The organism is Halomonas sp. BC04, from assembly GCF_000568385.1.
Genome location: NZ_AZQX01000003.1, coordinates 12,909 through 29,266 on the forward strand (window position 1 = coordinate 12,909; position 16,358 = coordinate 29,266).

The following is a 16,358-nucleotide window of genomic DNA, read 5'->3' on the forward strand; positions in this document are numbered from 1 at the left end:
TCGACTTCGATGGAACTGCCCGCACTGGCCATCCCATCGATCAGGTGGTTCCCGCCGCGGGCGATGCCGCCCAGGTCGCTGTCCAGCGCTACGTTATCGACATCGACGAAATGTGCACCAAGCCTGTCCAGGCCATGTCTACCTTGCCATCGAGCGACGCTGGCACGGCAGGCACCGACTGCGGATCCAGGGCCACTGCCGTGGGGTCGATCTGCAGGTCATGGCGTGCCGTATGATCCCCCACCGCCACGAACAGCGAGGGAGGATCACTCTCCAGCATCTCGGGCGGCAGCGTCCAGGTGAGGGTCAGCTGGCGTCGCTCTACGCCATCCAGGGAGAGTGTCTCGGGCAGCCCCGACAGCGACCAACCTGCCTGGCTGGCGTGGGCCTTCACCGGCAGCTCCAGGGGCGCCTCATCGTGATTGCTGACCGTCAAGCGGGTCTCGATGCGCTGGGCATGGGGCTGAAAAGGCGGCAAGCGCCGGCTATCGCTGTCCAGCTCGACGGTGATAGGCGTCGTTTCCGGCGTATACGGCTGCGCCGGATCCTCCAGGGTCAGGCTGCTCAGACGTCGACCGATGCTGGCCCAGACATACCACTGCTCCCCCGCGGGCACCGTCACGGCGTAGCGACGCCGCTCGTCGGTTTCTTCGATCTCGAGCTCATTGCCCTCGGCGTCGACGAAACGGAGTCGATCCCCGAGACGCCGCGCCTCGAAATGCAGCGTGCGAGCCTGCTCGGTCACCGGAAGCCGTTGATAGCCCTCGGATTCATCCAGGCCCCTCTCCTCAGGGTTGATCACCCCGTCCTCGGGGACCAGGGGGGCCTGGTCAATGTCCTTGGCCAGCCCGACCACGCCCTGATGGTGCCAGGGATCACCGAGGTTCAATTCGACGCGATAGGGGCTTGCGAAGGCGACGCCCCCTCAAGCCGCAGAACGTAGTCACCGGGGGGCAGCATCCGGCTGATCCTCGTGGTGTCTTCCAGGTCGAGGGTCCGCAGCACCTCGCTGCCCTGCCAGAACAATCGCGCCTCCAGGCTTCCGCCGGCCGGCGGCTCAACGTCCATCACCAGCCGATTGTCTCCAGGCAGATGAAAGTGGAAGTGGTCCTCGTCATCCTCGCTGTGGAAATCGCCCTCGACGGACGCTCCCAGCCACACTGGGTTGGCATCCTCCGGCTCGTCGTTGGGCTCCATTTCGCGGCCCGGCTGGGGGGCTCCCAGGGGCAGGGCCTCGAGACGATAATCGCTGTTTTCCCCTTCCAGGCGCACCTGATAGCGCCCCGGCAACAAGCGTACCGGGCTCAACTGTCGCTGCCGCAGGGGGTCGCCGCGCCGGGACTGCTCACTGTCGAGAAAGGGGCGGCGATCGCCATCATGGTAAAGCGCCAGGCGCTCGATAGGATCGCCTTCGGCATGGAACGCCCAGACCTGAGTCTCACCACTGACCAATAGCTCGAACCAGGCAGTATCACCGCCCTGGAAGCGGCCCTGCCGGACCTCACCGGACCTCAGCACGGCGGCCCAATCGCGACTGTCATTAGGCGCCTCTACCCAGCCGTCCCGGTCAGGTATATCTGTCTCCATCAACCGCACCTCAGTCGGTACAGGGCCATCGGCACGTCGCGACAGCCGCAACTGCAGCAGGTAGTCGCCCGCCGCGAGCTGCATCCGATCGAACAGCGCCTCGGCTGGGCCATCCCGGCACATCGGGTCGCGGGCGTCGTCGCGCCGATTCAGACAGACCTCGATATCGCGGTCGGTGTCGCCGACCACATCCAGGCGCTGTCCTGCCGCCGGCTCAGACAGGGAGAAGGCCAGGTACTGGCGCTGGCGCGGCACCAGATCCAGCGCAACCGTCTCATCAAACCCGAACCACAGCGCCTCCTCTTCCGACGAGGCTTCGACCTCTACTTCGACGACGTCCAGCTCATCCGCAACCGGCTCAGGGCGCTGACCATCCTCGGCCAGCTCCAGCCCGACTCGCCCAATGGCCACTCCCTGAGGATTACGCAGGTGCAAGTGACTGCCCTCAGCGAGATCCAGGCGCCCCCATTGGTGTTGAACGGGTGAATCAGCGTGTACCTCGGCGATGCGCTCGCCGGCGTCGTTCTCGATCCAGGCTTCCAGGGACACGCCCAGTTCAGCCAGCAGATCGAGCCGCCACAGCAATGCCTCGGCATCCTCCTTCGGCACCAGGGGGATGACATGCTCAGGCACATCGAGATGGAAGAACCACAGCCGTCCGGGGGAGACTTCCAGGTCCTCGGTCTCGTCGGGACCAACCTGGCCGCGAATACGCACGCGCCCCGCCTCGGTCAGGGTCAACTGGTACTCACCACCCACCCCCCGAGGCAGGAAACCGATCAGGTGCACTCCCGGGGGAACAATCAGTTGCTGGCGACGCTGTCGCGGTTGGTCGGCACTGACGGCCATGGCCAGCAGAAGCGCCTCCTCGGCAGCCGTCTCCTCGGGCTCAGCTTCTCCGAACTGCGCGACGCCGCTCGATGCCGGCGTTTCTTCCTCGGCAGGCCAGAACAAGCGCGCCTCGATACCGTTCGGGGTAGCGCCCTGCAGTTCCAATTGCCAGAGACGGTCCGTTTCGGCATCGTCCAGCACCCAGCGAAACATGTCGCGATCATCGATCGATACTTCGCCCACCAGGCGGGCCTCGCCACGGAACGACTGCGCCTGCTCGGGGGTATCGTTGGGTTCCTGCTCGAAAACCATCCTGGGGAAGGCTGCCGCGCCATCCATCATCAGTAGCGCCAGCAGGCAGGTGGTGAATACCGCAACCTTGTTCACTGACTTGCTCCCCTCGTACCTTTTTATTATCGACGCCCCACTTGCCGTGCCAGGGATGAATAACACCGGCGCCTTTCAGGTTTCATTTTTGTAATGCATGTGTTCTTGTCGTTACTAATCACACAGCCTAGAACAGCCAGGTCCAGGCTGTACCCGTTCATATAGACGGGAAGGGCATCAAGGCGGTACAAGATGGCAAGAGCGGGCCAGCCCAAGGCTCCGTTCCTATCGCCATCAGAATGCGTCCAGGGCCGCCTCGGCAACGGGACTGAAGTCGGGGTCGCCGTGATCCCGGACGCGTCTCAGGAAGGCGATCCAGTCAGCCTCTGCCTGAGGCTCGCGTGACAGCCAGCCAGGCCGTGCCGTCATGATGTCGGCCAGCGCCGACGGCGGGAATGGCGCTTGCCAGCCGCTGCCGGCATCGAAGATGGTCGGTTCGAGAATGCCGATAAGCCCGTTCACGGTGTTGTACTTGAGGTTGGCCAGGGCCCCGCCTCCCCGGTTGCGCAGGAAATGGTCACCGATATGGGCAAAGTCGGCCACCGGGTTGACGAGGATCCGCCCCATTTCTTGGGAAGCCAGCTCACGTGCCGTCGAGCGCTCCAGACCACGGGTCTGGCCAGAGGTCATCAGCACTCCCACTGCCGGGTTGACGGCCCAGCGGTCACGATGCTCATCGATGGATTCGACGATGGTGTCGACGACAAGGGCCGCATGAGTTGCCGAACGCATCAGCGGCTGCAACAGCCGTTCGGGGAGTTCGGCATGGGCGGCAGATTCCGCGGCCCAGAGCAGGGCCACTGCCCGGCGGCTGAAAAAGGCGGGGTCCGATTCGGCCAGCCGTGCCGGTGACAATTGCAATGATGAGGTCGCCTGGCGCATCACCAGTTCGGAGGAATCGTCTCGCTCCAGGGCATCGAAGACTGGGCCCAGGGTCATGGCTGGGGATGTCTGGGGATGACGCTGCTGGTACCTGACCAGACGTTGTAGACCGACCAATCGATGGTCGTCACTCGGCCCCTGCTCGACCAGTGACGTCATGGCCTCGATAAAGCTACGCCTGGCCACCTCGGCCATGGGAGACGTGCCGGGTCCGGCAGCGCCGGCGGAAAGTTCTCCGGAGAGGGTTTCCATTAGGGCAGCCAGCTGTTCCGACTCCTTTTGGGCTATCTCGTCCCGCAGCTCGCCCAGTAGCCGCGCAAAGACAGGCTCCGGCCCCAGCGGCCCTCTGGCGAAGCGCTCGAACAGTTCGCCCCGCCTGCCCGGGAAATCATCGACCTCAAGGGCAACGTCCAGGGCGTCACCAGTCCCGATGCCAGCCAATGCCGCCTGAACGTCAGCCAGGTTCTCCCTGGCCAGGCCAGCATGTTCACTCGCATACTCCAGCCACGTGGCGTCATCGACAAAATCGAACTCGGCCATTCGCCGAAGGAAGAAGCGGGTGGCCGTCTCATCATGCTTGTCATGAAAGAGTGCCTCGGCGAGGGAATGGAGTACCGTTTCGGGCAGCGCCTCGGTCGCCATCAATCGGGCGGCATGGATACCATCCTCATCCACCAGGGCCAGCAGATCCGCCTGCAGTGTGGCCTCGTCGACGCCCAGCTCGACGGCACCGGTAACAAGGCGTTGATAGGTAGAAGCATGCTGGCTGAAAGCAGGGTTCAGGATCGCCTGTCGCAGCAGCGCCTCGGCCTCCGGTGCCTGCATGTCGAAGAGCGTCTTCAGTGCCGCCAGCCGGAGTTGGTCGACCTGTCGCGATGCCAGGCCTTCGGTGTCGCCCCGTTCAAGCACATAGCGCACCGCATCTCGCGCCGGCAGACCATCGACGCCCATCTCTCCCAGTCGCTCGAGTCCCATGAGGCGCTGCACCAATGAAGGCGCCACTAGCACCTCGGCATGCTCCATGGCCGACTTGCCCCGGTGGCTGGCATCCTGCTGGTGCTCCGGCAGCGGCTGTCTCGCCATGGCATCGGGGTCCGGCGGCCCGGCGGCCGACAGGGAAGTGGAAGTCGCCAGGCCAAGCAGCAGCGTCATCAACAGCGGCTTGGTGATAGTGCAGACACGTTCTGTCATGGGGATGGCTCCGAGAGAGCGTCGCTCAGGCGAACCTCCTTGGCCTGGCGCGGCGCGATACTGAAAGTGTGCTGGCGCTCGCTCTGCTGGGCCTCCACCACCAGGGTGTAGTCGCCGGGATCCAGCTCGGCCGCCTCACCGTCGACGCGTCCCTGCGCCAGCGTGTCGCCGCCGGGATTCACTACCCGCCAGGTGGCGGCCAGGGCGCTGGCCAGGCCCTCGACAAGCTCGTCACCGTCATGGCTGTCGAAGTACTCGCCGCCACCCAGTTCGGCGAAGCGCTCGAACTCGGCCTGGAGGCCGATCTCGTCGATATGGAAACCGACGATATTGAGACGGACGTCGATGCCCTCCTCTATCAGGTCTGCCACCGACTGCTCCAGGTCGCCATCGCAGGTCTCCTCGCCATCGGTGAGCATGACCACAAGCCGCCGCTGCCCCTGGTAATCCGATAGGTCGTCGAGTACGGCATCCAGCGAGTCGGCCAGCGGGGTGCGCGCCAGGTTGATGGCCTGTATGCCCTCGACGGCACGCCGCACCTGCGCATGATTGTCCTCGCCGGGGGCGACGAGCAGCTCGGTGGCACAGCTGTGAGGCTCGGTATGGCCGAAGGCGCGCAGCGCCACCGGCACACTCTGGGGGATGCGCTCGTCGAGTACCTGCTGAACGATGCGCCGCGCCACCTCGATACGCCGTCCGCCTTCCATCTGGCGCAGCATGGAGCCAGACGCGTCGAAGATCAGATGCACCACACCGGCAGCGACCACCGGCTCATCACCACTGACCACTCGCAGGCTGCCGGGCTCAGGGGGCTCCTGGTAGCGGCGATCGACCTCGAGCGCAAAGGTTGTGGGCTGGCGCAGCTCGCGCATACCCGCCTCGAAGGCGCGGATCAGATCGCTGCGTCCCGTGGTGTAGCGATAGCTCCCACCGCCCACATGGGCCCAACTGAGCATCTGGTCCTGGTACCAGCGGTATTCATCAGTATCCCGCCGGCCGCCATGGGTGATCTCCAGCGCGAAAACCCGCGGACGAACGCGCTCCAGGTCACTCCACACCGTCATGTCACGACCCAACTGCTCGGCATCGGTGATCAGGAAGATCACCTTCTCGCCCTCCTGGGCTGCCAGCGCGCGCGTGGCGAGCTTGAGTGCCGGCTCGGAATCGGAGCTGGAAAAGTGACCGTCATAGACATTCAGGGTCCGGGCCACCTGATTGGGATATTCCGCCCAGCCATCGATCAGCAGCGGCCCCCCCAGGGGGAGCATGTTGAACACCTCTCGGCCCGGCTTCAGCCCCTCCGCAAAGCGGTTGAGCGCCTGATAGATGGCCGGCTGGTGGTTGGCCACGCTGCCGCTACCATCCCAGAGAATGGCCACCGAGCGGGGCGGCTCGGCGACCGCCAGCCGAAAGGTTCCCGGGGTCAGGTCCAGGGCCTCGACGAACCGCTTGCCTCCTTCGCCATCCTGCCAGGCGAGCGGCACCTCGGTGCCCTCGGGGTCCGTCAGGCTCGCCTGCAGCCTGCCGCGCTGGGACTCCTGCAGTGCGAACGCCAGGGTGTTGTCGCCTTCATCCAGGTCGATCCGATAATGGCGAGTGTCCCCCGGCTCCTCGACCCTTCCGGTGATTCGCCTCTCCAGTCTCAGCGGTTCATCGACATGACTATGAGTGTCCTCGACCTCGACCAGCGAAAACTCGACGGGCGACTGCTCGGCTTCCAGCGGTCCGCGTGAGTGGTCCATGCCCCAGTGCCCCAGGACAGAGCGGCCGCTACCCAGGCTATCCGCCTCGTAAGCCCTCAGCGATTCGGGAATGCGCCAGGTATTCTCGCCCCGACCTTCCCCCTCCTCGGGTTCGTCGAAGACCAGCCGCAGATAGCGGGCTCTAGGCGACTCTGGCAGGGTCAGGCTGGCCACGCCGTCACCATCTCTCTCCATCCGCCAGTCCGCCTGTCTTTCCCAGGGACCCACTGAACTCTCGGTGGCGGTATAGACCCTCACCCGCTCCACGGGCTGGCCCTCCCAATCGAGATTCTCGACCCACTGCAGTTCGTCGATACGGGCTGCGCGCTGATGCAGAAAGGCGAAAACCATTTCGATGGAGCGCCCGCGGATACGCTGGCCGCGGCGCACCTGACGCTCCCCCATGATGCCGCGTGCGGAGTAACGTTGGCCCTGGAAGCCATATAGCCGAGAGATATCCGGACGCGTATAGACCCAGTGTCCGCCGAGCTCGTGGTCGAGCAGATCATGACGCCGTTGGGCCAGTTCGCCATGCGGCTCGCCGAGCACTCGCAGCAGCCCGCTGCCGTGGGCCCTGCGACGGGCATCCTCGTCACCCCAGACACTCAGGGGGCGCAGCTGGACATAGCGGGCGCCACGGGGCGCCTCGAATTCGAAGAACTGTTCGCCGTCGCCTGAGCGGAGCGTCACGGTCTCGACCACCTCGAGGGTGTCATGGCTATCGCCCAGAGCGACCTCAACCTCACGCCATCGATCACCGTGATCGTGATTCGAGCGCTGGTTAAAGGAGACACCCAATACCCGGCCGCCCTCGCCGGCCAGGCGGATCGGCGGCAGCGCTTCGCCCAGGTCGCTTTCCACCTGGATCGAGCTGCCGGAGCCGGCCATGCCGTCGATCAGGAAGTGAGCGTAACCGCTGCGTCGCTGTGACAGGTCGTCGATGGGCTCTCCACTGTCGGGATCAACGAAAGTGGCACCGATTGCCTCCCAGGCCAGGTCGGCAAGGCCCTGCAATGACGCCGGCACATCTGGCGTGGTGAAGGGATCAACCGCCGGTGCCATGGGCTCCAGGTCAAGGTCGTGGCGCAGCACCTGCTCACCGGCTCTCACGAACAGCGACAGTGGCGCGCTTTCCAGCATGTTGGACTGCAAGGTCCAGGTCAGCGACAGCTCACTCGTCTCGCCTGGCGCCAGTTCGATCCCCTCAGGCAGTCCGGATACCGAAGCGCCCTCATGGCTGACGTGGGTGTCCAACGCCAATGTCTGCAAGTGATCACCGGGATTGTTAAGGATCAGCCGCGAGCCCAGACGCTGTCCCGTCGCCGCAAAGGAAGCCAGGCGCTGAACGTCCGTTTCCAGGCGCATTTCCAGCAGCGGCGCTGTCGGTAATTCTTCCTCTCCCCAAGGATCGGTGATGGCGACTCGCGCGCTATAGCGGGCCCGGGAAGCTCTCCTCCCTGCAGCATCAGAATGTAGTCTCCCGGTGGCAGCATCGGATCCAGCCGTACGCTGTCTTCCTCGTTCGAGAGCCTGAGCAGGGTCTCGCCCTGCCACTCCAGCCGCATATCCAGCTCCCCGCCTTCGGGCGGTTCCAGCTCAATCAACACCCGGTTGTGACCCGGCAGGTGGAAGTGAAAGCGGTCATGGTCGCCTGCAGAGTGGAAGCTGCCCTGCACGGACTCGCCCAGCCACAGCGGATTGGCATCACGGTCTTCGTCATTGGGCTCCTGCTCGAAGCCGGGCTGGGGCTTGCCCGTCGGCGAGGCGAGGAGCCGATAGTTTGTCTCCTCTCCAACCAGCCGCACCAGGTAACGCCCCGGCAGCAGCCGAACGTGCTCCAGCCACAGGTCCTGCTCGCCCCGGCGCGTCCCGCGGTTGTCCAGAAAGGCCGAATTTTCACCGGCGTGGTAGAGAGAAAGACGTTCCAGCGGCGACTCGCCCTCGGTGGATATGGCCCACTGCTGAGCCTCACCGGTGACCTGCAGTGCGAACCAGGCCTCGCCGCTAGCGTCGAAGTGCCCCTGGATCGGCACTTCTGCCATCAGCGGAAACGCCCACTCCCGGGCGTCGTTGGGGCGGGCGACCCAGCCTTCAGGGGCCGGCTCGTCCTTCTTCAGACTCAGGGTATAATCGACTGGCTCGTTGTCGCGCCCCCGCCGACGAAGTGCCAACGCGTAGTCGCCGGCGGACAAGCTCATGCGTTCAAACAGTGACTTGCTTATCCCCTCTCGACACACATCATCAGAGCTATCGGTCGCGCTCAGGCAGATCTGTAGGGGGTTCTCGGCGTCTTCGGCAATGGCACCGAGGGTCAACGCCACACCCTCCTTTGCCTGGAAAGCGAAGTAGCGACGTTCATTGCGCTCCATCGTCAGCGACACCTCCTCGCCAGCTTCGAGCCAGTGCCGCGCTTCGGGAGAGCCGGCGATCAGAATCTCATCCTTCTCGCGATCGTCTTCCACCACCTCCTCGGCAGCGCTCGGTTCACCCTGGCGCCTACCATCCTCAACGATCCTGGCACCCAGGCGGCCGATGGGTTTGCCTTCGGCACGGCGCAGGTGCAGCCGACTCCCTTCAGTCAGATCAAGCCGCCCCCACTGCTGCTGCAGGGGCGACCCTTCCACGGCCTCGGCGATAATCTCGCCGTCAGCATCGGTGACCCAAGCCTCAACCGACGCTCCCAGTTCTCCGACCAGAGCCAACCGCCATAACTGACGCGAATCGCCCTCAAGGGTGAGCGGAATAATGACGTCGGGTAGATTGAGCTGGAAAAACCATTGCCGCCCTGATTCGATAGCGATGTCATCGGCACCGTCCGGCCCCACGCTGCCGCGGATATTGATCCCGGCGCCGGACGTGAGGGTCAGGCGGTACTCCCCTCCCGTCGTTTGTGGCAGGAAGCGAATGAAATGCTCCCCGGGGGGCACGATCAGCGGTTCGCGAAGCGCGCTGTCATTGCGCGACGTCACTGACAGCGTCAGCAGGGAAGTATCACCGTCGGCTTCGGTTGCCGGTTCAGCACCAAAGGTGCTGACACCTGAGGTGCCGCCCTCCTCCTCACCCGGCCAGAAGAGTTCGGCATCGAGCTCACCCTCACCGTCGCCCTGGAGCTCGATGTGCCAGAGACGGTCGGTTTCGGCATCGTCCAGCGCCCAGCGGAACAGGTCGCGATCATCGCCCGACACCTCGCCCACCAGGCGGCTTCGCCACGGAAAGGCTGTGCCTGCTCGGGGGTATCGTTGGGCTCCTGCTCGAAGACCATCCTGGGGAAGGCCGCCGCACTGCCAGCCAGCAGTAGCGTCAGCACACAGGCAACTGATGTAACCGCGACTTTCACTGTATTGCCCCTTGGTACTTTTTTGTTACCCGCAGTCTAGGCACGCTGCCAACCAGCAGCCCCGTTCGTTTACAGGGGTACCCGTGTCACGCCTCGCATGTTTCTATTTTGTAAGCCATGTTTTTCTACAGCCACCCATGGAACAGCACCGGGTGCTGCAGCCGGCCCGCACCCGTTCGAACGGACGGGGACACAGCCTGGTAACCCTCACATGCTGTCTAGAGTCCAAGGAGCTTGTCATGACGAAACGCCGCCTTACTTGCCTGAGCCTGACTGCAACCCTGCTGATGCCGGCCATACTGGCACTCGCCGAGCCACTGCCCTCCCCCGAGGGCGAGGTACTGCTGCGCGTGAGCGGCGAGATCGGCAAGATCAACGTCGAAAACGAGGCACACTTCGATCGCGCCATGCTCGACGGCCTGCCGCGACACACCCTGGATACCTCGACCGTAGTGACCGACGGCATCAACCATTTCGAAGGCTTCCTGATGAGCGACCTCCTGGCGCTCGTCGAGGCCCAGGGGGAGAGCGCCGTGGCCACGGCACTGAACGACTACGTGGTGGATATTCCGCTGGAGGACTTCCAGGACTTCGAGGTGTTGGTAGCGGACAGCATGGATGGGGAGCGGCTGACGCCCCGTGACAAGGGTCCACTGTGGATCGTCTACCCCAGGGACGATCACAGTGAACTGCAGGACATCCGCTACGACTACCGCTGGGTCTGGCAGCTGGATAGCCTCGAGATTCGATGATGACCAGGACCCGGCCCATGCCCGCCTACCTTGCACCCTTGATCGTCATTCTGGCCTTCGTGGCCTTCCTGTCTTTCTCCCTGGTGCGGCTCTATCAGGTCGAGCAGGACATGCGCTCCAACGTCAGCGACAACATGCTGTGGGTCATCACCCAGGCCCAGGTGGCCAGCCACCGGCTGGACGAGGCGGTCAACCGGCGCGTACTGGGGGACGAAGCGGCTCGGCCCGGCCTGCGCTTTGATGTGTTTACCAGCCGCCTGGTGCTGTTGGACGAAGGTCCCCAACAGCGTTATCTGGAAAGACTGGGATTCGCCGGTGATATCACCACGCATTCGATCAGTTGAATGCCATCGAGCCACTGCTTGAGAACCTGGCGCCCGGCAACCTCGAGGCAGCCGACAGGATCCACGGCAAGCTCAAGCCCGTGATGATGCAGCTCAACCGCATCGCCAATGCGGTGATGATCGAGGAGTGGGAAGCCACCGGCGAGCGACTGGATGAGCACCGCAGCAGCACGCTGCAGGTCATCGCTTCGGTGGTGGGCATCATGCTCAGCGGCCTTGTGCTGGTCGGCCTGCTGCTGTCGGCATTGCGCCAGCGGGCCAGCGCCCAGCGGGCTCTCGCCACACACCGCAATGAGCTCGAGGATCAAGTGGAGCGCCGGACCCGGGACCTGAGTTCGGAGCGCAAGCGTCTGGCAGCAGCCATAGAGACCGCCCCGGACGGCTTTGCCGCCTTCGACACCCAGGGGCGCTTGGCACTGGCCAACCCACAACTGGCCGAACTGTTGCCGATGTCGACTGCCAGTCTTCAGCTCGGCCGCCCGCTTGCCTCGATCATTCAGGACATTCGCGGGCTGACCCGGCCGGAGGAAACCCAGTGCGACACCCTCGGCACGGACCAGAACGGCAGCCTTCAGTGCGATCTGGAAATACAGGGCCAGGGCTGGCGCCAGATGATGATTCGCCAGACCGACGATGGCGGGCACGTGCTACGAGTGGCTGATATCACTCGCTATAAACAGGCCGCTCTCTCGCTGGAGAATGCACTGCGGCGCGAGCAGGGTGTGAGCGACTTCTATCGCAGTTTTGCTGCCACGGTGTCGCACCAGTTCCGTACGCCGCTGGCGGTGATCGATTCCGGCCTGCAGCGATTGCTACGTCGTGGTGAACAGATGACGCCCCAGGATCGTCAGGAGCGCTATACACGGCTGCGTGACGCCGTGGCACACATGACCCGCCTGGTGGAAAGTGCACTGACCGCCGCACGGCTGGATGGTGGCCAGGTTGAGGCCGAGGCGGCCCCCTGCGACCTGGCCTCCATCACCCAGCAGGTGTGCCAACTCCAGGAGGAGGCCGCGGGTACCCGACGTATCACCCTGGAGTCCACCGCCTCGTCACCGCTGCTCGTCATTTGCGATCGAGCACTGGTCGAACAGATCCTCGCCAACCTGGTATCCAACGCCTTGAAGTATTCCGCTCCGGACGCGCCCATTACGGTTCGACTCGATCGTAATGGCGAACACGCCAGCTGCAGCGTGCAAGACAGGGGGATTGGCATTCCGGAAGCGGACATGCCTCAGCTCTTCGAGCGCTTCTTTCGGGCACAAAACGTTGCTGCCATGCCTGGCATCGGGCTGGGGTTGAATATCGCCAGGCACCTGGCCCGTTTCCAGCATGGCGACATCACCGTGGACTCCCGCCTGGGAGTGGGCACGACCTTCACGCTCACGCTACCACTCGCTGCTGAAGGGGCTGAACCATGATCGATCACACGACGCAATCATCCGCCATGCCGGCGCTGATTCTCTGTGCCGAGGATCATGCCGAACTGCGAAGAGATATCTGCGAAGAACTGAAAGAGGCCGGCTACGCCGTCATCGAAGCCGCCGATGGACAGGAAGCCATCGCCCAGATCAACGCCGTGGCACCAGACCTGATTCTGTGCGACATCAACATGCCGCGCTGCAACGGCTACGAGGTATTGCGCGAAATTCGCAACACTCGGCCCGATCTTGCCGATACACCCTTCATCTTTCTCACCGCCCTCTCCGACCCCCGGGACATCATCGACGGCAAACGCACCGGTGCTGACGATTATCTGGTCAAGCCAGTGGATTTCGACCTCATGCTGGCCACCCTAGATGCCAGGTTACGCCAGGTGCAGCGGATGCGCAGCAAGACCGCGGAGGAGATCACCGAGCTTCGCCAGGCCATGACCGATCTGCGCCAGGAGGCGAGCAGCCAGGCCTTCGTCGCCGCCACCCGGGCCCTCGACCTGGTGGCGCCCGGCATGGTCCTGCTGGGACGGGAGGGACAGATACTCTTTGCCAATCGGGCGGCCCACCAGCTGTCACAGGATACCGAGCAGCTGGAGCTGGGCCATAGCCTGTCCGCCGACGGCAACGGCCAGGAGCTGCGCAAGACCATTCGGGCCGCACTCAAGAGCAGCCAGGAGGGGGAGGAAAAGGTGACATGCCTACGGATCAACCGCCCGGGCGAACGCCGTGACCTGCTGGTACTGGCCTGTTCACTGGGCCGCCCCGACGGCTCGCCCCATGAGCCGGCGGTGGTAGTGCTGCTATCGGATCCGGAAAAGCGCGCCCAGGTGCCCCGGCAGATACTGGCCAGCCTGTTCGGGCTCACGCCAAGCGAAGCCGGTATCGCCCTGGCCCTGGCCGAGGGGCTGCGCAGCGAGGAGATTGCCGAACGCATGTCGATCTCCACCACCACGGTCGCCTTTCACCTGCGCAACCTGTTCCAGAAGACCGACACTCACCGCCAGGCCGACCTGATCGCCTGATACTCTCCGGCTCCATGTCGGTCACCCTGCCCTGAGGCGATTAGGCACTAGGCTTCGCCTGAAAACTGGCTGTTACAGGCTGGCCGATACCCGGGTGCCCTGGTCGATAGCGCGCTTGGCGTCAAGTTCGGCCGCCTCGTCGGCGCCGCCGATCATATGCACCTCCACACCCGACGACTGCAGCGGTTCGAGGAGCTCCCGCACCGGATTCTGACCGGCGCAGACGACAATGCTGTCGACCGCGAGCAATCTCGGCTCGCCATCCTGGCGGATGTGGAGCCCTTCGTCATCGATGCCCATGTACTCGCAGCCGGCCAGGGTCTCGACCCCACGATGCTTCAGCGAGGCACGGTGCACCCAGCCGGTGGTCTTGCCCAGCCCCTTGCCCGGCTTGGAGGCCTTGCGCTGCAGCAGAAAGACCTGGCGGGGCGTGTCGGGGCGCTGCGGCGGGGCAATGCCGCCCCGTTCGGAGACGGTGAGGTCCACACCCCATTCGGCGCACCAGGCCTCCGTATTCATGGCGGGGTGGCCCACATGGGTGAGCAGTTCGGCCACGTCGAAGCCGATTCCCCCCGCGCCGATGATCGCCACCCGACGCCTACGCGCTCGGGATGATGGATGGCCATGGGATAGCTGAGCACCTTGGGATGGTCATGGCCCGGCAGCGTCAGCTGGCGGGGCTGGACGCCGCTGGCCAGCACCACGGCATCGAATCCCTTGAGAGTCTGGAGATCGACGTCACAGTTGAGCCGTATCGAGACTCCGTGCTTGTCGAGCATGACCTTGAAGTAGCGCAGGGTCTCGTCGAACTCCTCCTTGCCGGGGATCTTGCGAGCCAGATTGAACTGTCCGCCCAGCTCGCCATTGCGCTCGAACAGCACCACACGATGCCCCCGCCTTGCCGCGGTGACGGCAGCCGCCAGACCCGCCGGCCCGCCCCCGACCACGGCAATGTCCCGTATCGTCTCGGCCGGGAGAATCTCGAGCTCGGTCTCGTGGCAGGCCTGCGGATTGACCAGGCAGGAAGTCAACTTGCCCTGGAAGGTGTGATCGAGACACGCCTGGTTGCAGGCGATACAGGTGTTGATCTCTTCGCTACGTCCTTCGGCCGCCTTGGTAACCCAGGCCGGGTCTGCCAGGAAGGGGCGTGCCATGGAAACCATGTCGGCATGACCATCGGCCAGCACCCGCTCGGCCACCTCCGGCATGTTGATGCGGTTGGTGGTGATCAGCGGTACGCTGAGTTCCGACTTCATGCGGCGGGTCACTTCGGTGAAGGCCGCCCGCGGTACGCTGGTGACGATGGTGGGGACACGCGCCTCGTGCCAGCCGATGCCAGTATTGATCAGGTTGACGCCCGCCACCTCCAGGGCCCGACCCAGAGTGACCACCTCTTCCCAGGTGCTGCCCTCCTCCACCAGGTCGATCATCGACAGGCGGAAGATGATGAGAAAGTCTTCGCCCACCGCCTCGCGAATCTGCTTCACGATTTCGACGGCAAAGCGCATGCGATTCTCGAAGGCACCACCCCACTCGTCGCTGCGATGATTGGTGCGCAGGCACAGAAACTGGTTGATCAGATAACCCTCTGAGCCCATCACCTCGACGCCGTCGTAACCAGCCTCCCGGGCCAGGGTGGCGCAGCGCACGTAGTCGGCGATCTGGCCTTCGACCTCCCTTCCTGTGAGCTCCCGGGGTGCGAAGGGATTGATGGGGGCCTGGATCGGCGACGGCGCCACCAGCTCAGGAGAATAGGCGTAACGACCGGCGTGCAGGATCTGCATGCAGATATGCCCGCCCTCGGCATGAACCGTCTCGACCACGCCGCGATGATTCGCCACCTGATCGCTTCGCTCCAGGGTTGCCGCTCCCTGGAAGACAGCACCCTCGGGGTTGGGGGCGATGCCACCGGTGACGATCAGGCCGACGCCCTCACGGGCCCGTTCGGCGTAGAAGGCCGCCAGACGGGAAAAGCCGTTGGGCGCCTCTTCGAGATTGGTGTGCATGGAGCCCATCAACACCCGATTGGGCAGCGTCAGGTGACCCACTTCGAGCGGACGAAAGAGATGAGGATAGCGCACGCCGGACTCCTCCTGCTGGTCAAGGTTTCAAACAACTGTATGATAGCCAGACGGGATGCGCAAAGGTAAAGATGCACAATGAGGCGAAAGCAGCATAGCGCATAATGTGGGCGGATGAGGTGCAAGGGGGGCCGAGAAATGAGAACGCGGGGCAAACGAAAGACCCCGAGCCACTCGGCTCAGGGTCTGGAATATCGTGTTGGCGGACCGGACGGGACTCGAACCCGCGACCTCCGGCGTGACAGGCCGGCATTCTAACCAACTGAACTACCGGTCCGCGTGGTGGGTGATACCGGATTCGAACCAGTGACCCCCAGCATGTGAGGCTGGTGCTCTAACCAACTGAGCTAATCACCCACGGATACCGCTGTTCTTCTACTGATACAGCTCTACTGGTACAGCGCTCTACTCGATACAGCATGCCAGGCCATCGTGGCGGACCGGACGGGACTCGAACCCGCGACCTCCGGCGTGACAGGCCGGCATTCTAACCAACTGAACTACCGGTCCACAAGACGACAAGACATCAGAAACAGTTGGCGGACCGGACGGGACTCGAACCCGCGACCTCCGGCGTGACAGGCCGGCATTCTAACCAACTGAACTACCGGTCCGCTGCGTGCTTCCTACGTGATCACGACCGCAATTGTTGGTGCTCAAGAGCGATGGTGGGTGGTACTGGGTTCGAACCAGTGACCCCCAGCTTGTAAGGCTGGTGCTCTCCCAACTGAGCTAACCACCCCGGTCACGTGGCGCTGAATTCTAC

The 16,358-nt window shown here is 64.1% G+C and carries 9 protein-coding genes, 5 tRNA genes and 1 pseudogene; 4 read left to right on the forward strand and 11 right to left on the reverse strand.

The features are described from left to right. Positions 1–88: 88 nt before the first annotated feature. From Q427_RS00235 to Q427_RS00255, 5 genes are all read right to left on the reverse strand, one after another. The gene (locus tag Q427_RS00235) at positions 89–889 is read right to left on the reverse strand and encodes a hypothetical protein (protein ID WP_043510115.1); all 801 of its coding nucleotides are present in this window, start codon (positions 887–889) and stop codon (positions 89–91) included. Continuing rightward, positions 886–2,805 (reverse strand): hypothetical protein, encoded by a 1,920-nt coding sequence (locus Q427_RS00240; RefSeq protein WP_043510117.1) that lies wholly within the window; start codon positions 2,803–2,805, stop codon positions 886–888. Before Q427_RS00240 ends, Q427_RS00235 begins: the two co-directional genes overlap by 4 nt. 234 nt (positions 2,806–3,039) lie before the next feature. After that, a complete protein-coding gene (locus Q427_RS00245) occupies positions 3,040–4,878 on the reverse strand; it encodes a hypothetical protein (protein ID WP_043510120.1) in 1,839 nt (612 codons plus the stop codon). Then, on the reverse strand, positions 4,875–7,985 hold the full coding sequence (locus tag Q427_RS00250; protein ID WP_043510121.1) for a VWA domain-containing protein: 3,111 nt from the start codon (positions 7,983–7,985) through the stop codon (positions 4,875–4,877). The genes Q427_RS00245 and Q427_RS00250 overlap by 4 nt, the downstream gene beginning before the upstream one ends. Then, positions 7,913–9,814, reverse strand: a complete 1,902-nt coding sequence (locus tag Q427_RS00255) for a hypothetical protein (protein ID WP_043510122.1) — start codon at positions 9,812–9,814, stop codon at positions 7,913–7,915. The genes Q427_RS00250 and Q427_RS00255 overlap by 73 nt, the downstream gene beginning before the upstream one ends. 382 nt (positions 9,815–10,196) lie before the next feature. On the opposite strand from Q427_RS00255, the gene Q427_RS00260 reads away from it, so the two are divergent. From Q427_RS00260 to Q427_RS00275, 4 genes are read left to right on the forward strand one after another with little or no spacing between them, the layout of a single operon-like run. Further along, positions 10,197–10,709, forward strand: a complete 513-nt coding sequence (locus Q427_RS00260; protein WP_197030429.1) for a molybdopterin-dependent oxidoreductase — start codon at positions 10,197–10,199, stop codon at positions 10,707–10,709. Positions 10,710–10,726: 17 nt separating this feature from the next. Then, positions 10,727–11,053, forward strand: a complete 327-nt coding sequence (locus Q427_RS31805; protein WP_197030430.1) for a hypothetical protein — start codon at positions 10,727–10,729, stop codon at positions 11,051–11,053. Further along, positions 11,050–12,474, forward strand: coding sequence for a PAS domain-containing sensor histidine kinase (locus Q427_RS00270; RefSeq protein ID WP_197030431.1), 1,425 nt, complete (start codon positions 11,050–11,052; stop codon positions 12,472–12,474). The genes Q427_RS31805 and Q427_RS00270 overlap by 4 nt, the downstream gene beginning before the upstream one ends. Then, positions 12,471–13,511 (forward strand): response regulator, encoded by a 1,041-nt coding sequence (locus Q427_RS00275; protein WP_197030432.1) that lies wholly within the window; start codon positions 12,471–12,473, stop codon positions 13,509–13,511. Before Q427_RS00270 ends, Q427_RS00275 begins: the two co-directional genes overlap by 4 nt. Before the next feature lie 72 nt (positions 13,512–13,583). Here Q427_RS00275 and Q427_RS00280 read toward each other — a convergent pair. The 6 genes and pseudogenes from Q427_RS00280 to Q427_RS00305 form a co-directional block, all read right to left on the reverse strand. Then, a pseudogene (locus Q427_RS00280) lies at positions 13,584–15,526 on the reverse strand (FAD-dependent oxidoreductase). 266 nt (positions 15,527–15,792) lie between these two features. Then, positions 15,793–15,869, reverse strand: a tRNA-Asp gene (locus Q427_RS00285). A 3-nt stretch (positions 15,870–15,872) separates the two neighbouring features. Beyond that, positions 15,873–15,949 (reverse strand) — tRNA-Val (locus Q427_RS00290). 76 nt (positions 15,950–16,025) lie between these two features. Next, positions 16,026–16,102 (reverse strand) — tRNA-Asp (locus Q427_RS00295). A 27-nt stretch (positions 16,103–16,129) separates the two neighbouring features. After that, a tRNA-Asp gene (locus tag Q427_RS00300) sits at positions 16,130–16,206 on the reverse strand. Positions 16,207–16,258: 52 nt separating this feature from the next. After that, positions 16,259–16,334: transfer RNA gene (locus Q427_RS00305), tRNA-Val, on the reverse strand. Between the last annotated feature and the right edge of the window lie 24 nt (positions 16,335–16,358).